Origin of the sequence: Micromonospora sp. NPDC018662 (assembly GCF_044391475.1) — a bacterium.
GTDB lineage: Bacteria > Actinomycetota > Actinomycetes > Mycobacteriales > Micromonosporaceae > Micromonospora.
On sequence record NZ_JBISAC010000001.1, the window covers coordinates 144686 to 163336 of the forward strand.

The 18651-nt window shown below is 72.6% G+C and carries 16 protein-coding genes; 12 read left to right on the forward strand and 4 right to left on the reverse strand.

Features of this window, described 5'->3' with window-relative positions:
- Positions 1-11: 11 nt before the first annotated feature.
- Positions 12-1091, forward strand: a complete 1080-nt coding sequence (locus ACH495_RS00715) for an inositol-3-phosphate synthase (RefSeq protein ID WP_396855685.1) — start codon at positions 12-14, stop codon at positions 1089-1091.
- A gap of 536 nt (positions 1092-1627) precedes the next feature.
- Here ACH495_RS00715 and ACH495_RS00720 read toward each other — a convergent pair.
- Positions 1628-2107, reverse strand: a complete 480-nt coding sequence (locus tag ACH495_RS00720; protein WP_396855686.1) for a methylated-DNA--[protein]-cysteine S-methyltransferase — start codon at positions 2105-2107, stop codon at positions 1628-1630.
- Positions 2108-2174: 67 nt separating this feature from the next.
- Here ACH495_RS00720 and ACH495_RS00725 point away from each other — a divergent pair, with 67 nt between their 5' ends.
- The 4 genes from ACH495_RS00725 to ACH495_RS00740 are packed head-to-tail and all read left to right on the forward strand — an operon-like array spanning position 2175 to position 5875.
- The gene (locus tag ACH495_RS00725; RefSeq protein ID WP_396855687.1) at positions 2175-2684 is read left to right on the forward strand and encodes a SigE family RNA polymerase sigma factor; all 510 of its coding nucleotides are present in this window, start codon (positions 2175-2177) and stop codon (positions 2682-2684) included.
- Positions 2681-3781, forward strand: a complete 1101-nt coding sequence (locus ACH495_RS00730; RefSeq protein ID WP_396855688.1) for a TolB family protein — start codon at positions 2681-2683, stop codon at positions 3779-3781. Before ACH495_RS00725 ends, ACH495_RS00730 begins: the two co-directional genes overlap by 4 nt.
- A 41-nt stretch (positions 3782-3822) precedes the next feature.
- Positions 3823-4344 carry a hypothetical protein gene (locus ACH495_RS00735; protein WP_396855689.1) on the forward strand — a complete coding sequence of 174 codons (522 nt, stop codon included), beginning with the start codon at positions 3823-3825 and terminating at the stop codon, positions 4342-4344.
- Between the two features lie 25 nt (positions 4345-4369).
- Positions 4370-5875, forward strand: a complete 1506-nt coding sequence (locus tag ACH495_RS00740; RefSeq protein WP_396855690.1) for a flotillin family protein — start codon at positions 4370-4372, stop codon at positions 5873-5875.
- 62 nt (positions 5876-5937) lie between these two features.
- On the opposite strand, the gene ACH495_RS00745 is transcribed toward ACH495_RS00740, so the two are convergent.
- Positions 5938-7977: a S8 family serine peptidase gene (locus ACH495_RS00745; RefSeq protein WP_396855691.1), complete on the reverse strand. Its 2040-nt coding sequence runs from the start codon at positions 7975-7977 to the stop codon at positions 5938-5940.
- Positions 7978-8160: 183 nt separating this feature from the next.
- The gene (locus ACH495_RS00750; RefSeq protein WP_396855692.1) at positions 8161-9618 is read right to left on the reverse strand and encodes a CCA tRNA nucleotidyltransferase; all 1458 of its coding nucleotides are present in this window, start codon (positions 9616-9618) and stop codon (positions 8161-8163) included.
- A 133-nt stretch (positions 9619-9751) separates the two neighbouring features.
- Between ACH495_RS00750 and murJ the strand changes: the two genes are divergently transcribed.
- From murJ to ACH495_RS00785, 7 genes are all read left to right on the forward strand, one after another.
- The gene (gene murJ, locus ACH495_RS00755; RefSeq protein WP_396855693.1) at positions 9752-11497 is read left to right on the forward strand and encodes a murein biosynthesis integral membrane protein MurJ; all 1746 of its coding nucleotides are present in this window, start codon (positions 9752-9754) and stop codon (positions 11495-11497) included.
- A 373-nt stretch (positions 11498-11870) separates the two neighbouring features.
- On the forward strand, positions 11871-13493 hold the full coding sequence (locus tag ACH495_RS00760; RefSeq protein WP_396855694.1) for a protein kinase family protein: 1623 nt from the start codon (positions 11871-11873) through the stop codon (positions 13491-13493).
- Positions 13490-14200: an RNA polymerase sigma factor SigM gene (sigM, locus tag ACH495_RS00765; RefSeq protein ID WP_396855695.1), complete on the forward strand. Its 711-nt coding sequence runs from the start codon at positions 13490-13492 to the stop codon at positions 14198-14200. The genes ACH495_RS00760 and sigM overlap by 4 nt, the downstream gene beginning before the upstream one ends.
- Positions 14197-15159 (forward strand): hypothetical protein, encoded by a 963-nt coding sequence (locus ACH495_RS00770; protein ID WP_396855696.1) that lies wholly within the window; start codon positions 14197-14199, stop codon positions 15157-15159. Before sigM ends, ACH495_RS00770 begins: the two co-directional genes overlap by 4 nt.
- A gap of 177 nt (positions 15160-15336) precedes the next feature.
- Positions 15337-16290, forward strand: a complete 954-nt coding sequence (gene trxB / locus ACH495_RS00775) for a thioredoxin-disulfide reductase (protein ID WP_396856482.1) — start codon at positions 15337-15339, stop codon at positions 16288-16290.
- 28 nt (positions 16291-16318) lie between these two features.
- Positions 16319-16642, forward strand: a complete 324-nt coding sequence (gene trxA, locus ACH495_RS00780) for a thioredoxin (RefSeq protein ID WP_107161985.1) — start codon at positions 16319-16321, stop codon at positions 16640-16642.
- Between the two features lie 151 nt (positions 16643-16793).
- On the forward strand, positions 16794-17954 hold the full coding sequence (locus ACH495_RS00785) for an N-acetylmuramoyl-L-alanine amidase (RefSeq protein ID WP_396855697.1): 1161 nt from the start codon (positions 16794-16796) through the stop codon (positions 17952-17954).
- A 5-nt stretch (positions 17955-17959) separates the two neighbouring features.
- Here the strand turns inward: ACH495_RS00785 and ACH495_RS00790 are convergent, their stop codons facing one another.
- Positions 17960-18625 (reverse strand): GNAT family N-acetyltransferase, encoded by a 666-nt coding sequence (locus ACH495_RS00790; protein ID WP_396855698.1) that lies wholly within the window; start codon positions 18623-18625, stop codon positions 17960-17962.
- Positions 18626-18651 lie beyond the last annotated feature (26 nt).

Below are 18651 nucleotides of genomic sequence, written 5' to 3' on the forward strand. Positions count from 1 at the left end.
AGGCAGACGCTATGGGCTCCGTCCGCGTCGCCATCGTCGGTGTGGGTAACTGCGCCTCGTCCCTCGTGCAGGGCGTGGAGTACTACCGGAACGCCGACCCGAACGACCGCGTCCCGGGTCTCATGCACGTCACCTTCGGCGACTACCACGTCTCGGACGTGGAGTTTGTCGCGGCGTTCGACGTGGACGCCAAGAAGGTGGGCATGGACCTCGCGGAGGCGATCGTCGCCAGCGAGAACAACACGATCAAGCTCTGCGACGTGCCGCCGACCGGCGTCAGCGTGCAGCGCGGTCCGACCTTCGACGGCCTGGGCCAGTACTACCGCGAGATCGTCGAGGAGTCGGACGCCACGCCGGTCGACGTGGCCCAGGCGCTGCGCGACGCGCAGGTCGACGTGGTCGTCTCCTACCTGCCGGTGGGCTCCGAGCAGGCCGACAAGTTCTACGCCCAGGCCGCGATCGACGCCGGCTGCGCGTTCGTCAACGCCCTGCCAGTCTTCATCGCCTCCGACCCCGAGTGGGCGCAGAAGTTCACCGACGCCGGCCTGCCGATCGTGGGTGACGACATCAAGAGCCAGGTCGGTGCCACCATCGTGCACCGCGCGCTGGCGAAGCTCTTCGAGGACCGCGGCGTCGAGCTGCTGCGCACGTACCAGCTCAACTTCGGCGGCAACATGGACTTCATGAACATGCTGGAGCGCAACCGCCTGGTCTCGAAGAAGATCTCGAAGACCCAGTCGGTGACCTCCCAGATCCCGCACGAGATGAGCAAGAGCGACGTGCACATCGGCCCGTCCGACCACGTGCCGTGGCTGGACGACCGCAAGTGGGCGTACATCCGCCTGGAGGGCCGCTCCTTCGGTGACACCCCGCTCAACGCGGAGCTGAAGCTCGAGGTGTGGGACTCGCCGAACTCGGCCGGTGTCATCATCGACGCCGTCCGCGCCGCGAAGATCGCGCTGGACCGGAAGATCGGTGGCCCGATCCTGAGCGCGTCGAGCTACTTCATGAAGTCCCCGCCGCAGCAGTACGCCGACCACGACGCGCACGCCGCCGTGGAGTCCTTCATCAAGGGCGAGATCGAGCGCTGACGCGCTGAACCAGCACATCGTGAGGGCCGGGTCCGTGGGGACCCGGCCCTCGTGGCGTGCTGAGCCCCGCCGGCGCACGAAGATCGTCCGACGGTCGACCGCGTCGCCCCTCGCGTCGAGTTGGTAGACATCGAGCCAGCACCAGCCGTCGTAGGTCATCGCCCCCACCCGCCGGCCTAGTGCGGGCCGCCCTACACCTCGACCCCTGCGGTCGATGATTGGCCTCAACGTCCTCACCACTCGGCCCGCGAGTGGAACGCCATGGGTGCGTCAAGGCCCCGCAGACACCCATAGCGTTCCACCCATGCCCCACCGTGCCCACGAGTGGAACAGCATGGGTGCCTCAACGCCCCGCAGACACCCATAGCGTTCCACCCATGCCCCAGGTGCCCGCGCGACCACTTCCCCGCTCGCCCTCCCCGATCCAGCCGGGTGTGAGTCGACGGTGATCAAGGAGTTCGCGTCGCCAGCGGAGATCGACTCCGACGCAAACTCCTTGATCACTCCTGCGAGGGGTGGGGTGGGGGGAGGAGGGGTCAGGACCAGGCGCGGCGCAGGGCTACGGCCGCCTCCAGCTCCAGCAGTGTCACCTTGCGCGGCAGCCCGCCGCCGAAGCCGACCAGCTTGCCGCCCGCGCCGACGATCCGGTGACAGGGCACGATCACCGGCACCGGGTTGCGGTTGCACGCCACCCCCACCGCCCGGGCCGCGCCCGGCTCACCGAGCGCCCGCGCCACCTCGCCGTAGGTGATCGTCCCGCCGTAGGGGATGCGGGTCATCTCCCGCCAGACCGCCCGCTCGAACTCCGAGCCCCGCGGCACCGACACCGGGACGCCGAACTCGGTCAGCTCACCGGCGAAGTAGGCCCGCAGCTCGGCCACGGCCCGCCGGGCGAGGTCGTCACCGGGCTCCTCGACGGCCGACGCCACCCGGCCGAAATGCGTGCCGCGTACGGCGTCGGCGTCGGTGCCGACGGAGAACTCCCCGATCGGCGAGTCGAGCACGGTCCAGCGCATGCCACCCATTGTCGCGCGGCGGGCAAAGTTTTCCCCGTGCCGCGCGTCTGAGACACGGAGGTGGACGGTGGCGGAGGTCGACGGCGAGTTCACCGCGTTCGTCAACGAGCGGGGGGCGGTCCTGCTGCGGGTCGCGTACGCGTTGGCCGGTAACCAGCACGCGGCGGAGGATCTGCTCCAGAACGCGCTGGCCAAGGCGTACGCCCGCTGGCCCCGGATCCGCGGCGACGCGGAGCCGTACGTGAAACGGATCCTCTACCACGACCAGGTCTCCGGCTGGCGGCGGCGGGCGCGGCGCGCGGAGGTGCCGGTTGCGGACCTGCCGGAGCGGCCGGCGGCCGGTGACGACAGCGACCTGCGACTGCTGCTGCGGGACGCGCTGCGGGCGCTGCCACCCCGCCAACGCGCGGTGCTGACGCTGCGCTACCTGGAGGACCTGAGCGTCGAGCAGACCGCCACGCTGCTCGGCTGCCGGCCCGGCACGGTGGCCAGCCAGAGCGCCAAGGCGCTGGCCCGGCTGCGGCAACTGGTGCCGGCACTCGACGAGCTGACCACCCGGGCGGAGGTGACCCGATGAGCACGTCGCTGGACGAGACGCTCCGGAGGGCCGTACGCGAGCTGGCCGACGGCGCCGCGCCCGCGCCGGACCTGGCACTACGGGCGATCGGGCAGGGTCGACGGCTGCGTCGCCGCCGGCGCGTCACCGCGACGGCCGCCGCGCTGGTCGCGGTGGTGGCGGTGACGCTGCCGTTCGTGCTGCTGCGCCCCCACGCCACCCCGCCGCCCACCACGCCCCCGACACCGGCGGTCACCGCCACCCCCTCGCCGGTGCTGCGGGCCGAACCCGGCGCGGACTGGGTGGAGCGGCCGCTGGTGCTGCCCGGCGAGTGGGTGGTCACCCGCGCCCAGGTGATGGGTGGCTCCGGCAGCGGGTTCCTGCTCGACCGTGGACGCGGACGCTACTTCGCCACCGACAAGTACGACGGCATCTACCCGGCGCCGACCGGCTCCCTCGTCGCGGTCCGGGACGACGACCGACCCCGGGACATCGGCCTGTTCGACCTGGCCGGCGGCAAGACCCGCTGGTACGAGGTGGGCCGCGCGCTCTCCGTGCCGCGCTGGTCGCCGGACGGCCGGCGGCTGCTGTTCACCACCAGTCAGGTCGACCACTTCGGTTTCATCGTGCTGGACCGGGACGGCCGGAAGAAGACCCATCCGGTCGGCCTGCTCGGGTGGCCCTGCGCCGACGCGTGCGAATTCACCTGGATGCCGGACGGCCGGGCGGTCGCGTTGACGCTGAGCCGGCAGAAGTCGGAGGCATGGCCCCGGGATCTCGCCAAGGGCGTGCAGCTTCTGTCGGTCGACGACGGCCGGCCCACCCGCCTGATCGACCTGCCGGGCGGGCCGGTCGGCCCGGACGCCTGGTCACCGGACGGCACGCTGGTGGTCGTCCAGGGTCATCGGGAGCCGCTGCTGGTGGAGACCGCGACCGGCCGGGTGGTGAATCCGCTGCCCAGCGCCGACGTCGTCTGGGTCACCGGCGACCGGCTGCTCTACCGCCGGCCGTTCGGGGCGGGCGACTTCGTGCTCGCCGACACCACCGGCCGGGAACTCGTCCGCCAGCCGCTGCCGAGGCAACTGGTCGACTTTGAGGTGACGATCGCGCCGCACTGAGTGCCCGCTCAGCGCGGTGGACCTTGCGCCGTGCCGCTACCGTGCAGGTCGTGACCACGGGGACGCTCATTTTCCTGATCATCGGCGGAGTGGGTGTCGGGGTGCTGACGCTCGCCCTGCTCGGCTCGGGAGTGCTGCACCTCGGCCATCCGGACGTCGACGGGCCGGTGTCGCTGGAGGCGGTCGCCGGGTTCATCGGCGCGCTCGGGTTCGGCGGCGCGATCGTCAACGAGATGCTCGGGGCGCGTACCCCCGGGATGATCGCGGTGGCGGCGGCCGGCGGCGTGCTCGCCGCCGTGCCCACCGGCTGGCTGGCGGCCCGGCTGAGCCGCGCGGCCCGCGACATGCGCACCGACCCCACCCCCACCCGGGACCATCTGGCCGGCGCGATCGGCCTGGTGGTGACCCCGATCCCCAGCGGCGGCTACGGCGAGGTCCGGGTACGCCTCGCCGGCCAGCCGGTCAAGCTCAACGCCCGGTCCGACCGGCCGATCCCGGTCGGCGCCCGGATCTTCGTGGTCGAAGCGCTCAGCGAGACCAGCGTGCACGTCGAGACCTACTGATCCCTCCGCACAGACGGGAACCCCCATGCCCCTGCTCGTCGCCATCGGCGGCGCGGTCCTCCTCGCCGTCCTGCTCGTGTTCTTCGTGCTCTCCCGGATCAAGGTGGCCGGGCCGAACGAGGCGTTCATCGTCACCGGCCGCAAGGGCCGGACCACCCAGACCGCCGACGGCATCCGCTCCACCGACATGTCCGGCCAGAAGGTCGTGCTCGGCGCCTCGGTCTTCGTGCTGCCGGTGGTGCAGAAGCTCCAGTCGCTCGACCTGTCCAGCCGGCGCATCGACGTCGGCATCCGGGGTGCGGTGAGCAAGCAGGGCATCCGCGCCGACCTGCACGGCGTCGCGATCGTCAAGGTCGGCGGCACCGAGGACGCGATCCGGGCCGCCGCCCAGCGCTTCCTGCACCAGCAGGACGAGATCGACAACTTCACCCGGGAGGTGCTGGCCGGCGCGCTGCGCTCGATCGTCGGCCGGCTCACCGTCGAGGAGGTCATCCGGGACCGGGCCGCGTTCGCCAGCGCGGTGGCCGAGGAGGCCGAGCACTCGATGACCAACCAGGGCCTGGTGCTGGACACGTTCCAGCTCCAGGACATCCTGGCCGAGGGGTCGTACCTGGCCGACCTCGGCCGCCCCGAGGCCGCCCGGGTGCTCAAGGACGCGGCCATCGCCGAGGCCCGGGCCCGGCAGGCCGCCGAGCAGGAGCGGCTGCTCGCCGAGGAGGCGATCGCCGAGGCGAACCGGAACCTGTCGCTCAAGCAGGCCGGCATCCAGGCCGAGATCGACGCGGCGAAGGCGAAGTCGGCCGCGGCCGGTCCGCTCGCCCAGGCCGAGCGCGACCAGGCGATCCTCTCCGAGCAGCAGAAGGTGGCCGAGCGCAACGCCGAGCTGAAGCAGCGCCAGCTCGACACCGAGGTCCGCAAGCCGGCCGACGCGCAGCGGTACAAGGTGGAGCAGGAGGCCGAGGCGGCCCGCAACGCGGCGGTGCTGCGCGCCGACGCCGAGCGGCAGGCCACCATCGCCGCCGCCCAGGCCATCGCCGAGCAGTCCCGGCTCACCGGTGAGGGCGAGCGGGCCCGCCGCGCCGCGCTGGCCGAGGCGAACGCGATCGAGGGCGCCAAGGAGGGTGAGGCCGAGCAGCGCCGCCGGTCCGCGATCGCCGAGGCGGTCGAGCGGGAGGGCCAGGCCGAGGCCGCGGCCATCCTGGCCAAGGGGCAGGCGGAGGCCGACGCGATGGCCCGCAAGGCCGAGGCGTTCGCCGCGTACGGCGAGGCCGCCGTGCTGGACCTGTTGGTCAAGGTGCTGCCCGAGGTGGTCGGCGCGGCGAGCGCCCCGATCGGCGCGATCGACAAGATGACCGTCATCTCCACCGACGGCGCCTCGTCGCTGACCAAGTCGGTGGCCGGCAACGTCGCCCAGGGGCTCCAGCTCGGCAGCGACCTGACCGGCATCGACCTGGCCGGGCTGCTCGCTCGGCTGGGCAGCGCGCACACCAACAGCAAGGCCACGGTGGACGGCAGCACGGTCACCCCGTGACGACGACGGCGCCCGCCGGTTCCCCTCGCGGGGAGTCGGCGGGCGCCGTGCGGTGATGCGGGTCAGAGTGCCGCGAAGATGAACTTCTCGCCGGCGCCCAGACCGAGGGTCTCACTGTTCCAGTCGATGGTGCGGCCGGCGATGAGCGCGCTCGCCCCGGTGCTACCGGCGGTGACCGCCTTGCCGTTGGCGTTCGCCCGCAGATAGACCGAGCCGTCGGCGTTGTAGTCGAGGAAGTCGAAGACCTCCCAGTCGCCGATCGCGGTGGAGCGGGCGATCAGCGGCTTCGCGCCCGCGCTCTCCGCGGTCACGTACTTGCCGTTGACCAGTGCCTTCAGGCCGAAGTAGCCCTCACCGACGCTGACGACCTCGTACTTCTCCCAGGCACCCACGCTCGTCGAGCGGGCGACCAGCGGCTTCGCGCCGGCGCTCTCCGCCGTGACGAACTTGCCGCCGGCCACCGCCTTGATGCCGACGACCGGCGCGGTGGCGTCGAAGTCGAACTTCTCGGCGGTGCCGATGCTGGTCTTGCTGGCGATCAGCGGCGAGGTGGTGCTCGGCGCGGTGACGTACTTCCCGTTCACCGCCGCCTTGAAGCTGACGGTGCCGTCGGTGTTGTCGACGATGGAGAACTTCTCCCAGGCGCCGATGGTGGCCGAGCGGGCGATCAGCGGCTTCGCGCCGGCGCTCTCCGCCGTGACGAACTTGTTGGTGATCCGGGCGCGCAGGCCGTACAGGCCGCCACCGGCGTCGACCACGTCGTACTTCTCCCAGGCGCCGAGGGTGGTGCCGCGGGCGACCAGCGGCTTCGCGCCGGCGCTGTCCGCGGTGACGTAGCGGCCGTTGTTGCGGGCCTTGAGCCCGTACGCGCCGCGGGCCGTGGCGACGGTGCCGATGTGCAGGAGCCGGTCGAGCGAACCCATGGTGTCGTGCACCGCGCCACCGATGCCGGTGGTGACGATCGAGTCGCGCACCTGCTGCGGCGTCCACGTCGGGTGCGCGTCGAGCAGCAGCGCGGCGGCGCCCGCCACGTGCGGGGACGCCATCGAGGTGCCGCTCATCGCCGTCGATCCGGCGCTGGTGCCGGCCTTCGCCGAGAGGATGCCGGTGCCCGGTGCGAACGTGTCCAGGCAGCGGCCGTAGTTGGAGAACCAGGCCCGGAAGTCGACCCGGTCGGTGGCGCCGACGGTGATGGCGGCCGGCACGTTCGCCGGCGACGCCCCGCAGGCGTCCTCCATGCTGTTGCCGGCCGCGACCGCGTAGGTGATTCCGGAGGCGATGGACCGGGCGACCGCGTCGTCGACCGCCCGGTCGATGCCGCCGAAGCCGAGGCTCATGTTGGCCACGGACGGCCCGGTGGCGTGCGCGGTGACCCAGTCGATGCCGGCCAGCACCTGCTCGGTGGTGCCGCCGCCCTCGCAGTCGAGCACCCGGACGGCGACCAGCTTCACCTCCTTGGCGACGCCGTACGTGGTTCCGCCGATGGTGCCGGCGACGTGCGTGCCGTGCCCGTCGCAGTCCTGCGCGACGTCGTCGGACTCGACCGCGTCGTAGCCGTAGCTGGCCCGGCCACCGAAGTCCTGGTGGTCGATGTCGATGCCGGTGTCGATGACGTACGCGGTCACCCCGGCGCCGGTCGCCGGGTAGGTGTACCGGCCGTCGGTCTTCGGCTTGAGCTGGTCGATCCGGTCCAACCCCCAGGGCGGGGTGCTCTGGGTGCCGGTGGCCGTCCAGCGCTGGACCTGTTGGACGTACGCGACGTCGGGATCGGCGGCGAGGCGCTCGGCCTGCCGGCGGTCCATGCTGGCGGAGTAGCCGCGCAGCGCCTTGTCGAAGACCCGGCGGACGGATCCGCCGTGCTCGCCGGCGAGGGCGGACGCGGCGGACTTCACCCGGGCCGGGCTGGCCTTGCCGTCCTTGAGGACGACGACGTAGCGGCCGGGCACCGCCTCGGCGGTGTCGGCGCCCCGCACCGGGGCGCGCTCCTGGTCGGGCGGGCCGGCCAGGGCGGCACCACCGGTAGCGGCGCAGATGATCGAGGTGGCGGAGGTGAGGGCGAGCCCCACCAGCGCGGAGCGGCGCAGCGCGCCGGGACGTGACACCGAATTGTCTCCCCGTGTCCAGCGACCGTCCGGATCGGACGGGCGGATGAGATCAGGACAGCCGCGCCCGACGATCCGGGGGGCTGGCGATGACCAACATCATGCGGGAGAGATCGACCGGAACGCGTCAACCGTTCGGTCGACACGCCGGCGTATCGTCGTCGCTTTTTCTCGGCCGGCGGATCAGCCGACGATGCCCTCGCCGCGCGCCCACCGCAGCAGCTCGGCCTCGGCCTCGTCCCGGTCCAGCGGCCCGCGCTCCAGGCGCAGCTCCTTGAGGTACGCCCAGGCGCGGCCGACCACCGGGCCCGGCGGCACGCCGAGCAGCTCCATGATCGCGTTGCCGTCCAGGTCGGGCCGGACCCGGGCCAGGTCCTCCTCGGCGGCGATCCGGGCGATCCGCTCCTCCAGCGCGTCGTAGTCGGCCGCGAGCTGGGCCGCCTTGCGCCGGTTGCGGGTGGTGCAGTCGGAACGGGTCAACTTGTGCAGCCGGGACAGCAGGTCACCGGCGTCGGTGACGTACCGGCGGACCGCCGAGTCGGTCCACTCGCCCCGGCCGTACCCGTAGAAGCGCAGGTGCAGCCCGACCAGCTTGACCACCTGGGAGGTGACGTCCTTGGGGTAGCGCAGCGCCTTCATCCGGGCCTTGGTGAGCCGGGCCCCGACCACCTCGTGGTGGTGGAAGCTGACCCGGCCGTCCGAGCCGACCGCCTTGGTGCCCGGCTTGCCGACGTCGTGCATCAGCGCGGCCATCCGCAGCACGAAGTCGCAGCCGTCGGACTCCATCGACATGGCGTTGAGGACCACGGTGAGCGTGTGCTCGTAGACGTCCTTGTGCTGGGCATGCTCGTCGATGGTGAGCTTGAGACCGGTCAGCTCCGGCAGGAAACGCTCGGCCAGGCCGGTGTCGACAAGCAGGCGCAGCCCGGTGACCGGGTCGGCCCCGCACAGCAGCTTGGTGAACTCGTCCCGGATCCGCTCGGCGGTGATCCGGTCGAGGTCGGCCGCCATCCGGGCCATCGCCGCGCGGACGTCGGGGTGGACGGCGAAGCGGAGCTGGGCGGCGAACCGGGCCGCGCGCAGCATCCGCAGGGGGTCGTCGCGGAACGACTCCTGCGGCGTGCCGGGCGTACGGATGACCTTGGCGGCGAGGTCGTCCAGACCGCCGTACGGGTCGGTGAACCGGTGGTCGGGAAGGCTCACCGCCATCGCGTTGACGGTGAAGTCGCGACGCTTCAGGTCCTCGGTCAGGTTGGTGCCGTACTGCACCACCGGGTTCCGGCTCACCTGGTCGTAGACCTCGGCGCGGAACGTGGTGATCTCCAGGTTGAGGCCGTCGCGCTGGCAGGCGATGGTGCCGAACTCGCGTCCGGTCTCCCAGATCGACTCGGCCCAGCCCCGGATGATCTTCACGGTCTGGTCCGGGTGGGCGTCGGTGCAGAAGTCGAGGTCGTTGCCGAGCCGGCCGAGCAGCGCGTCCCGCACCGATCCGCCCACCAGGTGCAGTTCGTGACCGGCACGGGCAAAGCGCTGACCCAGCTCGTCGGCGACCGGGGAGACGCGGAGCAGTTCGGCGACGGCGTTGCGCTGCGCGGCGGTCAGCTCACGGCGATCGGCGGCGGAGGCGGAAGCTTCGGACATGGGATCGCCAGCCTAGCGGGCCGAGGGTGGATCGACCGCGCCGGGCGCGGGTAACCGGCCGAGGTTGACTAAGGTTCCGGTGGTGCGGGGCCGTCGGGGCCCGGTTCCGACGCATCCCCTGGGAGGCTGTGAGATGAGCGGCGGCGGGCTCTACCGCAGCGCGAACGCGCACGACGGCGGCCTGCCGCCGGACGACGGCGCGACCTTCATCTCGGCGGAACCGCTGAACCAGCCGGGCGTCGAGGCGGTCGCCCCGCCGCCGGAGGTGGTCGCCGAGACCAGCGCCGCGGCGAACAGCGCGGTGATGGCGATCGGCAGCCTGGTCAGCCGCGGCACCGGCTTCATCCGCAACCTGATGATCGGCGCGGCGCTGGGCGGCGCGCTGGTCGGTGACGCGTTCACCACCGCGATCTTCCTGCCGAACCAGGTGTACGAGTTCCTGCTCGGCGGCGTGCTCACCAGCGTGCTGATCCCGGTGCTGGTCCGGCGGCGCAAGGCCGACCCGGACCGGGGCGAGGCGTACTCCCAGCGGCTGCTCACGCTGGCCGTGCTGGCGCTGGCCGCCGTCGCGCTGATCGCCATGGTCGGGGCGCCGGTGCTGACCGCCATCTACGCGGGCGGCAAGGACGAGAACTACCAGAATCTCGTCACCGGCCTGTCGTACCTGATGTTGCCGATGCTGTTCTTCACCGGCGTGAGCGCGTTGATCGCCGCGGTGCTGAACACCCGCGGGCACTTCGCCGCGCCGATGTGGGCGCCGATCCTGAACAACCTGGTGGTCATCGGCGTCTGCGCGCTCTACATCGCGGTCTTCGGCGCCAAGATCATCCAGCCCGGCGAGATGAGCTGGGAACGGATCCTGCTGATCGGCGGCGGCACGCTGCTCGGCGTCGCGGTCCAGACGGCCGGCCTGCTGCCGGCGCTACGCAAGGTCGACTTCCGGTGGAAGTGGCGGTTCGACTTCCGCGCGCTCGGCCTCGCCGAGCTGGCCCGGCTCGGCGGCTGGATGTTCTGCTACGTCGGGGTCAACCAGCTCGGTCTCTTCGTGGTGGTCAACCTGCTCACCCGCGCCGCCGGTGGCAAGAACGCCGGCCTGCTGATCTACAACAACGTGTTCCTGCTGCTGATGATGGCGCACGGCATCATCGCGGTCTCGATCATCACCGCGCTGATGCCCCGGATGAGCGCGGCCGCCGCCGAGGGCCGGTTCGGTGACGTCACCGCCGACCTGTCCCGCGGCACCCGGATGGTCACCGCGGTGCTGGCCCCGATCGCGGTCTGCTACGCGGTCCTGGCCGGGCCGATCTCCGTGGTGGTGTTCCGCTACGGCGCCTTCGACGGCGACAACGCGGTGGCCACCTCGACGGTGCTGCTGGTCGCGGCGCTCGGCCTGGTGCCGTTCGCGGTCAGCCAGCTCTTCACGTTCGCGTTCTACGCGCTGCCGGACACCCGCACCCCGGCGCTGATCAACATCCCGGTGGTGATCCTGCGGGTGCTGCTCCAGGTGGGCCTCTTCCTCCTCTTCTCGAACACGTTCGCGGCGGCCGGGATGATGCTCGGCAACGCGGTGTCCTACCTGGCCGCGGCGGTCATCTCGGCGATGTTGCTGCGACCCCGGGTGGGCCGGATCGGGCTGGGCCGGATCATGGGCACGCTCGGTCGGGTCGTGGTGGCCGCGCTGGGCGCCGCGCTCGTCGGGGTGCTCGTGGTCGCGGTCCTCCCCGGCGAACCGGCGGGCCTGAGCCGGCTGGCCGCGGCGGTTCAGCTGGTGGTGGGCGGCGCGGCGATCGGCGGGACGTACCTCGGGCTGGCCATGCTGCTGCGGATCGGTGAGATCACCGAGGTGGTCGGCATGGTGCGACGGCGGCTCGGGCGCTGAGCGCCCCCCGGTGACCGACGGTGAACGAGGATCACCAGCCTGGGGATACGGCTGTGGATAACTCGGGATTCCGCCGTCCAATGGGCCTCTCGGCCTGTGGACAACCAACCGTTAGGACGAGGGTGCCCAGGCCGGGACGGGGAAACCGCCGGCACGCCACACCGGTACGCCCCTCCGCCGATCACTTGCCGCCAACCTCTAGATTGGCGGTGCGTGTCCGCGGTGACTGGCTTCCCGTCGGCGACAGCGGGAAGATGACATGTCGGAGAACCGGGCATCCCGGGTAAGGTCGCTCTCGACGGGTACGTCCGGCGTCGACGTGGGCGTCGACGCCGACCGTGCCGGTTCCACCGAAGCCAGAGCGGGAAGCCACATGCCCAGCAGCACGGGTCCATCGATCGACACGATCACCGAGGGAGGACGGGTGACCCAGGTCGGCGAGGGTCAGGAAGCGGAGGAAACCTCACCCCCGGTCGTGACCCTCGGTGCTCCCACGGTCGGTGAGCTCCTCGCCGAGCGCTACGAACTGGTCGAGCACATCAACAACGACAGTGCCGGCCGGCTGGTCTGGCGCGGTGTCGACGTGGTGCTGCGCCGGCCCGTCGCGGTGGTCCTCCGCTACCCCGGCGGCGACTCCGCCACCGAGATGCTCGAGGCCGCGGTCGCGGCCAGCCGGGTCATCCACCCCAACCTGGTCGGCGTCTACGACGCCATCGACGAGGACGACCGGGCCTACGTGGTCCGCGAGTGGGTGGACGGCCAGTCGCTGCGCGAGATGGTCGCCGCCGACGGCCCGCTGGACCCGGCCCGCGCGACCGCGATCGGCAACGCCGTCGCCAGCGCCCTGGCCGCGGTGCACGCCACCGGCATGGTGCACGGCAACCTCCACCCCGGCACGGTGATGATCAGCGACGACGGCCGGGTGGTGCTGGCCGACGCGCGCACCGACGGGGCGGACAGCCAGGAGAACGACCTGCGGGCCGTCGGCGGGGTGCTCTACTTCGCGCTGACCGGGCACTGGCCGCACGGTGAGGCGCCGCTGCACGGCGCCACCGCCGGGCACGGCCGGGCCGCCCTCCCGGACGCCGTCCGGGACGCCAGCGGCAGCATCGCCGCGCCCCGGCAGGTGCGCGCCGGGGTCCCGGCGTACCTGGACGACCTCACCATGGACCTGCTCGACCCGGAGATCGCCCCGCCCTCGTCGGACGTGCTGTCGGCCGAGCTGAGCCGGCTCGACATCCCGGCCGACGAGCAGTTCCTGGAGCAGGCCGGCCCGCTGCGCTTCACCGCCGACCCCGGCGAGGAGCCGTCGTCCCCGCTGGCCGCGGCCGGCGGGCGCAAGGTCGCCCTGGGCATCGCCGGCCTGCTGGTGGTGGCGCTGGTCGGGTTGCTCGTCGGGATCAGCGTGCTCGGCAGTGGTGGCGACGACGGCGACAAGGAGCCGGTGGCCCAGCCGACCAGCAGCACCCCCGCCACGGGCGGCAGCAGCGAGGTCGCCGCGCCGGTCCGCAAGCTCACCGTGTCCGACGTCCGGATCATCGACCCGGAGAGCGGGGACCGCGCCGAGGTGCGGGACGCCGAGAAGGTCATCGACGGCAGCGACGACGAGGGCTGGGAGACCCAGACCTACCGGAACAACGGCAAGTTCGGCGGCCTGAAGAAGGGCATGGGTGTCTGGATCGACCTGGGCGCCCCGCACACGGTCAAGTCGCTCCAGGCCACGCTCTCCTCCACCGGCGCCTCGGCCGAGCTGCGCGCCGGCACCAACGGTGAGTTCCCGTCCACCTCCAAGGGCGACAAGGACCTCGTCGCGGCGTACCCCACAGTGATCGGGCAGCCGTTCGAGGATCACGACGGCACCAAGATGATTTTCAACGGGTTCGACCCGGCCCAGAAATACCAGTACCTCCTCTTCTGGATCACCGAGCTGCCGAAGAAGGACGACGGCAGCGGCTGGAAGATCGGGGTCCAGGAGATCACGGTCCAGGGCTCGTGAGCCGCGGGTCGGCGACCGGCGACGGCCCGCCGGCCGGCTCCGACCTGGAGCTGCTCCGGGCCCACGTCGCGGGCGACCGGGACGCGTTCACCGAGCTGTTCCACCGCCACCGCGACCGCCTCTGGGCGGTGGCCCTGCGGACGATCGGCGACCGCGAGGACGCGGCCGACGCGCTCCAGGACGCGATGCTGTCGGCGCACCGCGCCGCGGCCCGTTTCCGGGGCGACTCGGCGGTCACCACCTGGCTGCACCGGATCGTGGTGAACGCCTGCCTGGACCGGATGCGACGGCGCCAGACCCATGCCACCGTCCCGCTCCCCGACGGGGTGCACACCGACGGGGAGCCGGGACGCCACACCGGTGGGGTGGAACCGACCGCGCCCGCCCCCGACCACGACACCGCGCTCGTGGTCCGGCAGGCGCTCGCGGCCCTGCCGGCGGAGCAGCGGGCCGCGCTGGTCCTGGTGGACGTGCAGGGCTATCCGGTGGCCGAGGTGGCCCGGATCCTCGGCGTCGCCGAGGGGACGGTGAAGAGCCGGTGCGCCCGCGGCCGGGCACGGCTCGCCGTGCTGCTGGGGCACCTGCGTACCGGGGCCGACGGCGCCGTGGACGTGCCCCGGGTCACCGCAGGGAACCGCCGGCCGCCCGAGGGCGTCGGATCCTCGTCGGGACTCACCCGGCCGGACGCCAGCCAGGAGGAGCCGTGAGTTCGCGGAAGTTCAGCGAGGTCGACCACGACCTCCTCGCCGACTACCTCGGCGGGGCGCTGGACGGCACCCCCGAGCAGGCGACCGTGGCCCGGCTGGTCGAGCAGGACCCGGCCTGGCGCGAGGCGTACGCGACCCTGGCCGGTGCGCTGCACCTGGTGCACGCCGACCTGGCCGACTGGGCCTCGGCGCCCGCGCCGGAGCTGCCGGCGGCGGTGGCCGACCGGATCGCGGCCGCGCTCGCCGGCGCCGGTCCCGCCCCGGCCGCCGACCACGTGCCCGCCGGCCGGGAGACGGCGCCGGCCGGCGTCCCGGCACAGCCCGGCCGGGCGACCCGCCCACCCGGCACGGCCGCCCGCCCCGACCGGCACACCGGGCCGGGGCGACGCTCCCGGCGCTGGGCCCGACTCGCCGGACCGGTGGCGCTCGCCGCGGCCTCGGTGGCCGCGGTGGGCCTCGGTGTCGGCCGGCTGGCCGACACGGGTGGGGACGGCGGCACGGCCGACCGGCCGGCCCGTGAGGCGGCGCCGGCGGCCGGCATGCCGTACCGGACCACCGGACCGGCCGTGCGCAGCGGCACGGACTGGACCCCGGAGCGCCTCGGCCGGGTTCCCGCGGCGGCGTCGAACCGGCCGGACTTGGCCGGGCCGTCGGGCGCGGCGGGCAGTGGTCGGGAGACCCCCCTGTCCGCCGACAAGAGCCGCCTGAGCGCCCTGGGCGGGCTGGAGCGGCTCGCCCGACCCGAGGCGCTGGCCGCCTGCCTGACCGCGATCGGCGCCGAGCACGGCACGGCGCCGCTCACCGTCGACCTGGTCGACTACGCCCGGTTCCAGGGCAGCCCGGCGCTGGTGGTGACGTTCTCGGACGCCGGCGGTGCCCGCTGGGGCTGGGTGAGCGGGCCGGAATGCGGCGTACCCGGGTCCGGCGCCGACACCCGGTTCCGCACGCGGGTAGGGTGAAACCGCGGTCAGCGGGCCTGTCCCGCCACGTGACGTGACCCACCGGATGACCGGCTCGGGAATCCCCGCTTCGTACGATGACGTTCTGGAAGTCAGGCGCCGACGCCGCTGAGCGGTCGGCACTAGGGATCGACATCGGTGCGCACCGGTGACGAACACACACATCGGGAGACGGCAGTGGACGAGGTCCGCAACCTGATCATCATCGGCTCCGGGCCGGCCGGTTACACCGCGGCGGTCTACGCCGCGCGCGCCAACCTCAAGCCGCTGGTGATCGAGGGCGTGCAGTCCGGTGGCGCGCTGATGACCACCACCGAGGTGGAGAACTTCCCCGGCTTCGCGGACGGCATCCTCGGCCCCGAGCTGATGGACAACATGCGCAAGCAGGCCGAGCGGTTCGGTGCCGAGTTCCTCACCGACGACGTGACCCGGGTCGAGCTGAAGGACACCGGCGAGATCGGTTCCGACGCGGTGAGCACGGTCTGGGTGGGCGAGACCGCCTACCGGGCCCGCGCCGTCATCCTCTCCACCGGCTCGGCGTGGCGACCGCTGGGCGTGCCGGGCGAGCAGGAATACCTGGGTCACGGCGTGTCGTCCTGCGCCACCTGTGACGGCTTCTTCTTCCGCAACCAGCACATCGTGGTGGTCGGCGGCGGCGACTCGGCCATGGAGGAGGCGAGCTTCCTCACCCGCTTCGCCGAGTCGGTGACGATCATCCACCGCCGCGACTCGTTCCGGGCCAGCAAGATCATGGCCGAGCGGGCGCTGGGCAACGAGAAGATCAAGGTGGAGTGGAACTCCACGGTCGAGGAGATTCTCGGCGACGACGGCAAGGTCAGCGGCGTACGGGTGCGGAACGTGCACACCGGCCAGAGCAAGGTGCTCGACGTCACCGGCGTGTTCGTGGCGATCGGCCACGACCCGCGCAGCGAGCTGTTCCGCGACCAGGTCGAGCTGGACGACGAGGGTTACGTGAAGGTGCAGGCGCCGAGCACCCGCACCAACGTGCCGGGCGTGTTCGCCGCCGGCGACGTGGTCGACCACACCTACCGGCAGGCCATCACGGCGGCCGGCACCGGATGTGCGGCCGCGCTGGACGCCGAGCGGTTCATCGCCACCCTGCAGGGCTGAGAATTTTCACGAGAAGGAGGGGTTCATAGTGGGAGCCACCAAGGCGGTCACGGATGCGAGCTTCGCGAGCGACGTACTGAAGTCCGACAAGCCGGTCCTGGTCGACTTCTGGGCGGAGTGGTGCGGTCCGTGCCGCAAGGTCTCGCCGCTGCTGGAGGAGATCGCGGGCGAGATGAGTGACCAGGTCACCATCGTCAAGCTCAACATCGACGAGAACCCCGAGACGGCGCGCGCCTACCGGGTGATGTCCGTGCCGACGCTGACCATCTTCAAGAACGGCGAGCCGGTCCAGTCGATCGCCGGCGCCAAGCCGAAGGGCGAGCTGGTCAAGCTCATCGAGTCGGCGCTCTGACCCGACCCGACACCGTTCGGAGCCCCCGTCACCCCGCCCGGGTGACGGGGGCTCCGGCGTTCCTGACCTGCCCGAACACGAACCCGACGGGTAACCGACCACGGTACGCTCCGTAGGCGTCCGTCGGAGTTCCACCGCAGAGGGGGTCGTCGTGCGTCCGATCCGACCCGGTGACCGGGGCCCCGCGGTGGCCGAGATCCGTACCGTCCTCGCCGGCCTGGACCTCCTGCCCACGAACGGTCGCGCCGACGACTACGACGCCGCCACGGAACGCGCGGTCCGCGCCTTCCAGCAGTCCCGCGGCCTCAGCGTCGACGGGCGGGTGGGCGCGGAGACCTGGCGGGCGCTGGACGCGGCCCGCTGGCGGTTCGGCGCCCGCGCGCTCTACCACGCGGTCGGCGAGCCGCTGACCGGCGAGGACGTCCGCTCACTCCAGGAACGCCTGTTGGAGATGGGGTACGACGTGGGCCGCGCCGACGCCATCTACGGCATCCGCACCTCCCGCGCGGTGGCCCAGTTCCAGCGCGAGATGGGGTTGAAGCCGGACGGCGCCTGCGGTCCGCACACCGTCAACGCGCTGCGCCGGCTCGGCCGCAAGGTGGTCGGCGGGCGCCCGCAGTGGCTGCGCGAGTCCGACGCCATCCGCCAGGCCGGGCCGGCGCTGGTCGGCCGGACCGTGGTGATCGACCCGGGCCACGGCGGCGCCGACCCCGGCGTGGTGGTGCCCGACGGCACGCTGCGCTGGACCGAGGCGGACCTCGTGCACGACCTCGCCAGCCGGCTGGAGGGGCGACTCGCGGCGGCCGGCGTGCGGGTGCAGCTGACCCGGGGCCCGTCGTCCCCGACCTGCCTGCCGGACGCGGACCGGGCCCAGCTCGCCAACTCGCTCGGCGCGGACGTGTTCATCTCGCTGCACACCGACGGGCACGCCAACCCGGAGGCCGACGGCGTCGCCACCTACCACTACGGCACCGACAACGGCGTCACCTCGGCCACCGGGGAGCGCCTGGCCGGGCTGGTGCAGCGGGAGATCGTGGCCCGCACCGGCCTGCGCGACTGCCGCACCCACGCCAAGGCGTGGGACCTGCTCCGGCTCACCCGGATGCCCGCGGTCCGCGTCGAGGTGGGCTACCTGACCTCCCCGGCCGACCGGGGCCGGCTGATCGACCCGCGCTTCCGCGACCGGGTGGTCGAGGCGATCGTGGCCGGGGTGCAGCGGATGTACCTGCCGATCGAACGGGACGTGCCGACCGGCTCGATCGACGTGAGCGAGCTGCGGGCGATAGTGGCCGCCGGCACCGTCGTCGACTGAGCCGGTCAGCTCGTCGAGCGGGTGGCCGGCGCCGGGCGCACCGGACGCAGCAGCGTCTCCGGGCTCATCGAGCCGAGCAGCTTCTCCAACGCGTACTCGACGTCGGACTTCCAGCTCAGCGCCGTGCGCAGCTCCAGCCGCAGGCGGGGGTAGCGCGGGTGCGGGCGGACCGTCTTGAAGCCCACCGAGAGGAAGAAGTCGGCCGGCGCGACGCAGGCCCGGGCCGGGCCGTCCGGCTCGTCGCCGAACTTGGCGTCGCCGAACGCCTCGATCGCCTTGATGCCACGCTTGGTGAGATCCCGGGCCACACCCTGCACCAGCATCCGGCCCAGGCCGCCGTCGGCGAACGCGGGCACCACGTGCGCGGTCGTCAGCAGCGCCGCGTCCGCCGAGACCGGCGAGGTGGGAAACGCCATCGAACGCGGAACGTACGCCGGCGGGGCGTACATGACGAAACCGGCCGGCATGCCGTCGACGTAGACCAACTTGCCGCAGGAGCCCCACTCCAGCAGCGTCTGGGAGACCCAGGCCTCCTTCTCCAGACCGGGATCGCCGGCCGCGCAGGCCCGCTCGGCGGAGACCGGATCCAGCTCCCAGTAGACGCACCGCCGGCAGGATCGGGGAAGGTCCTCCAGGGTGTCCAGCGTCAGGCTGACCAGACGTCGCGACATGAGCGCACCCCACCAACAGTCTCGGA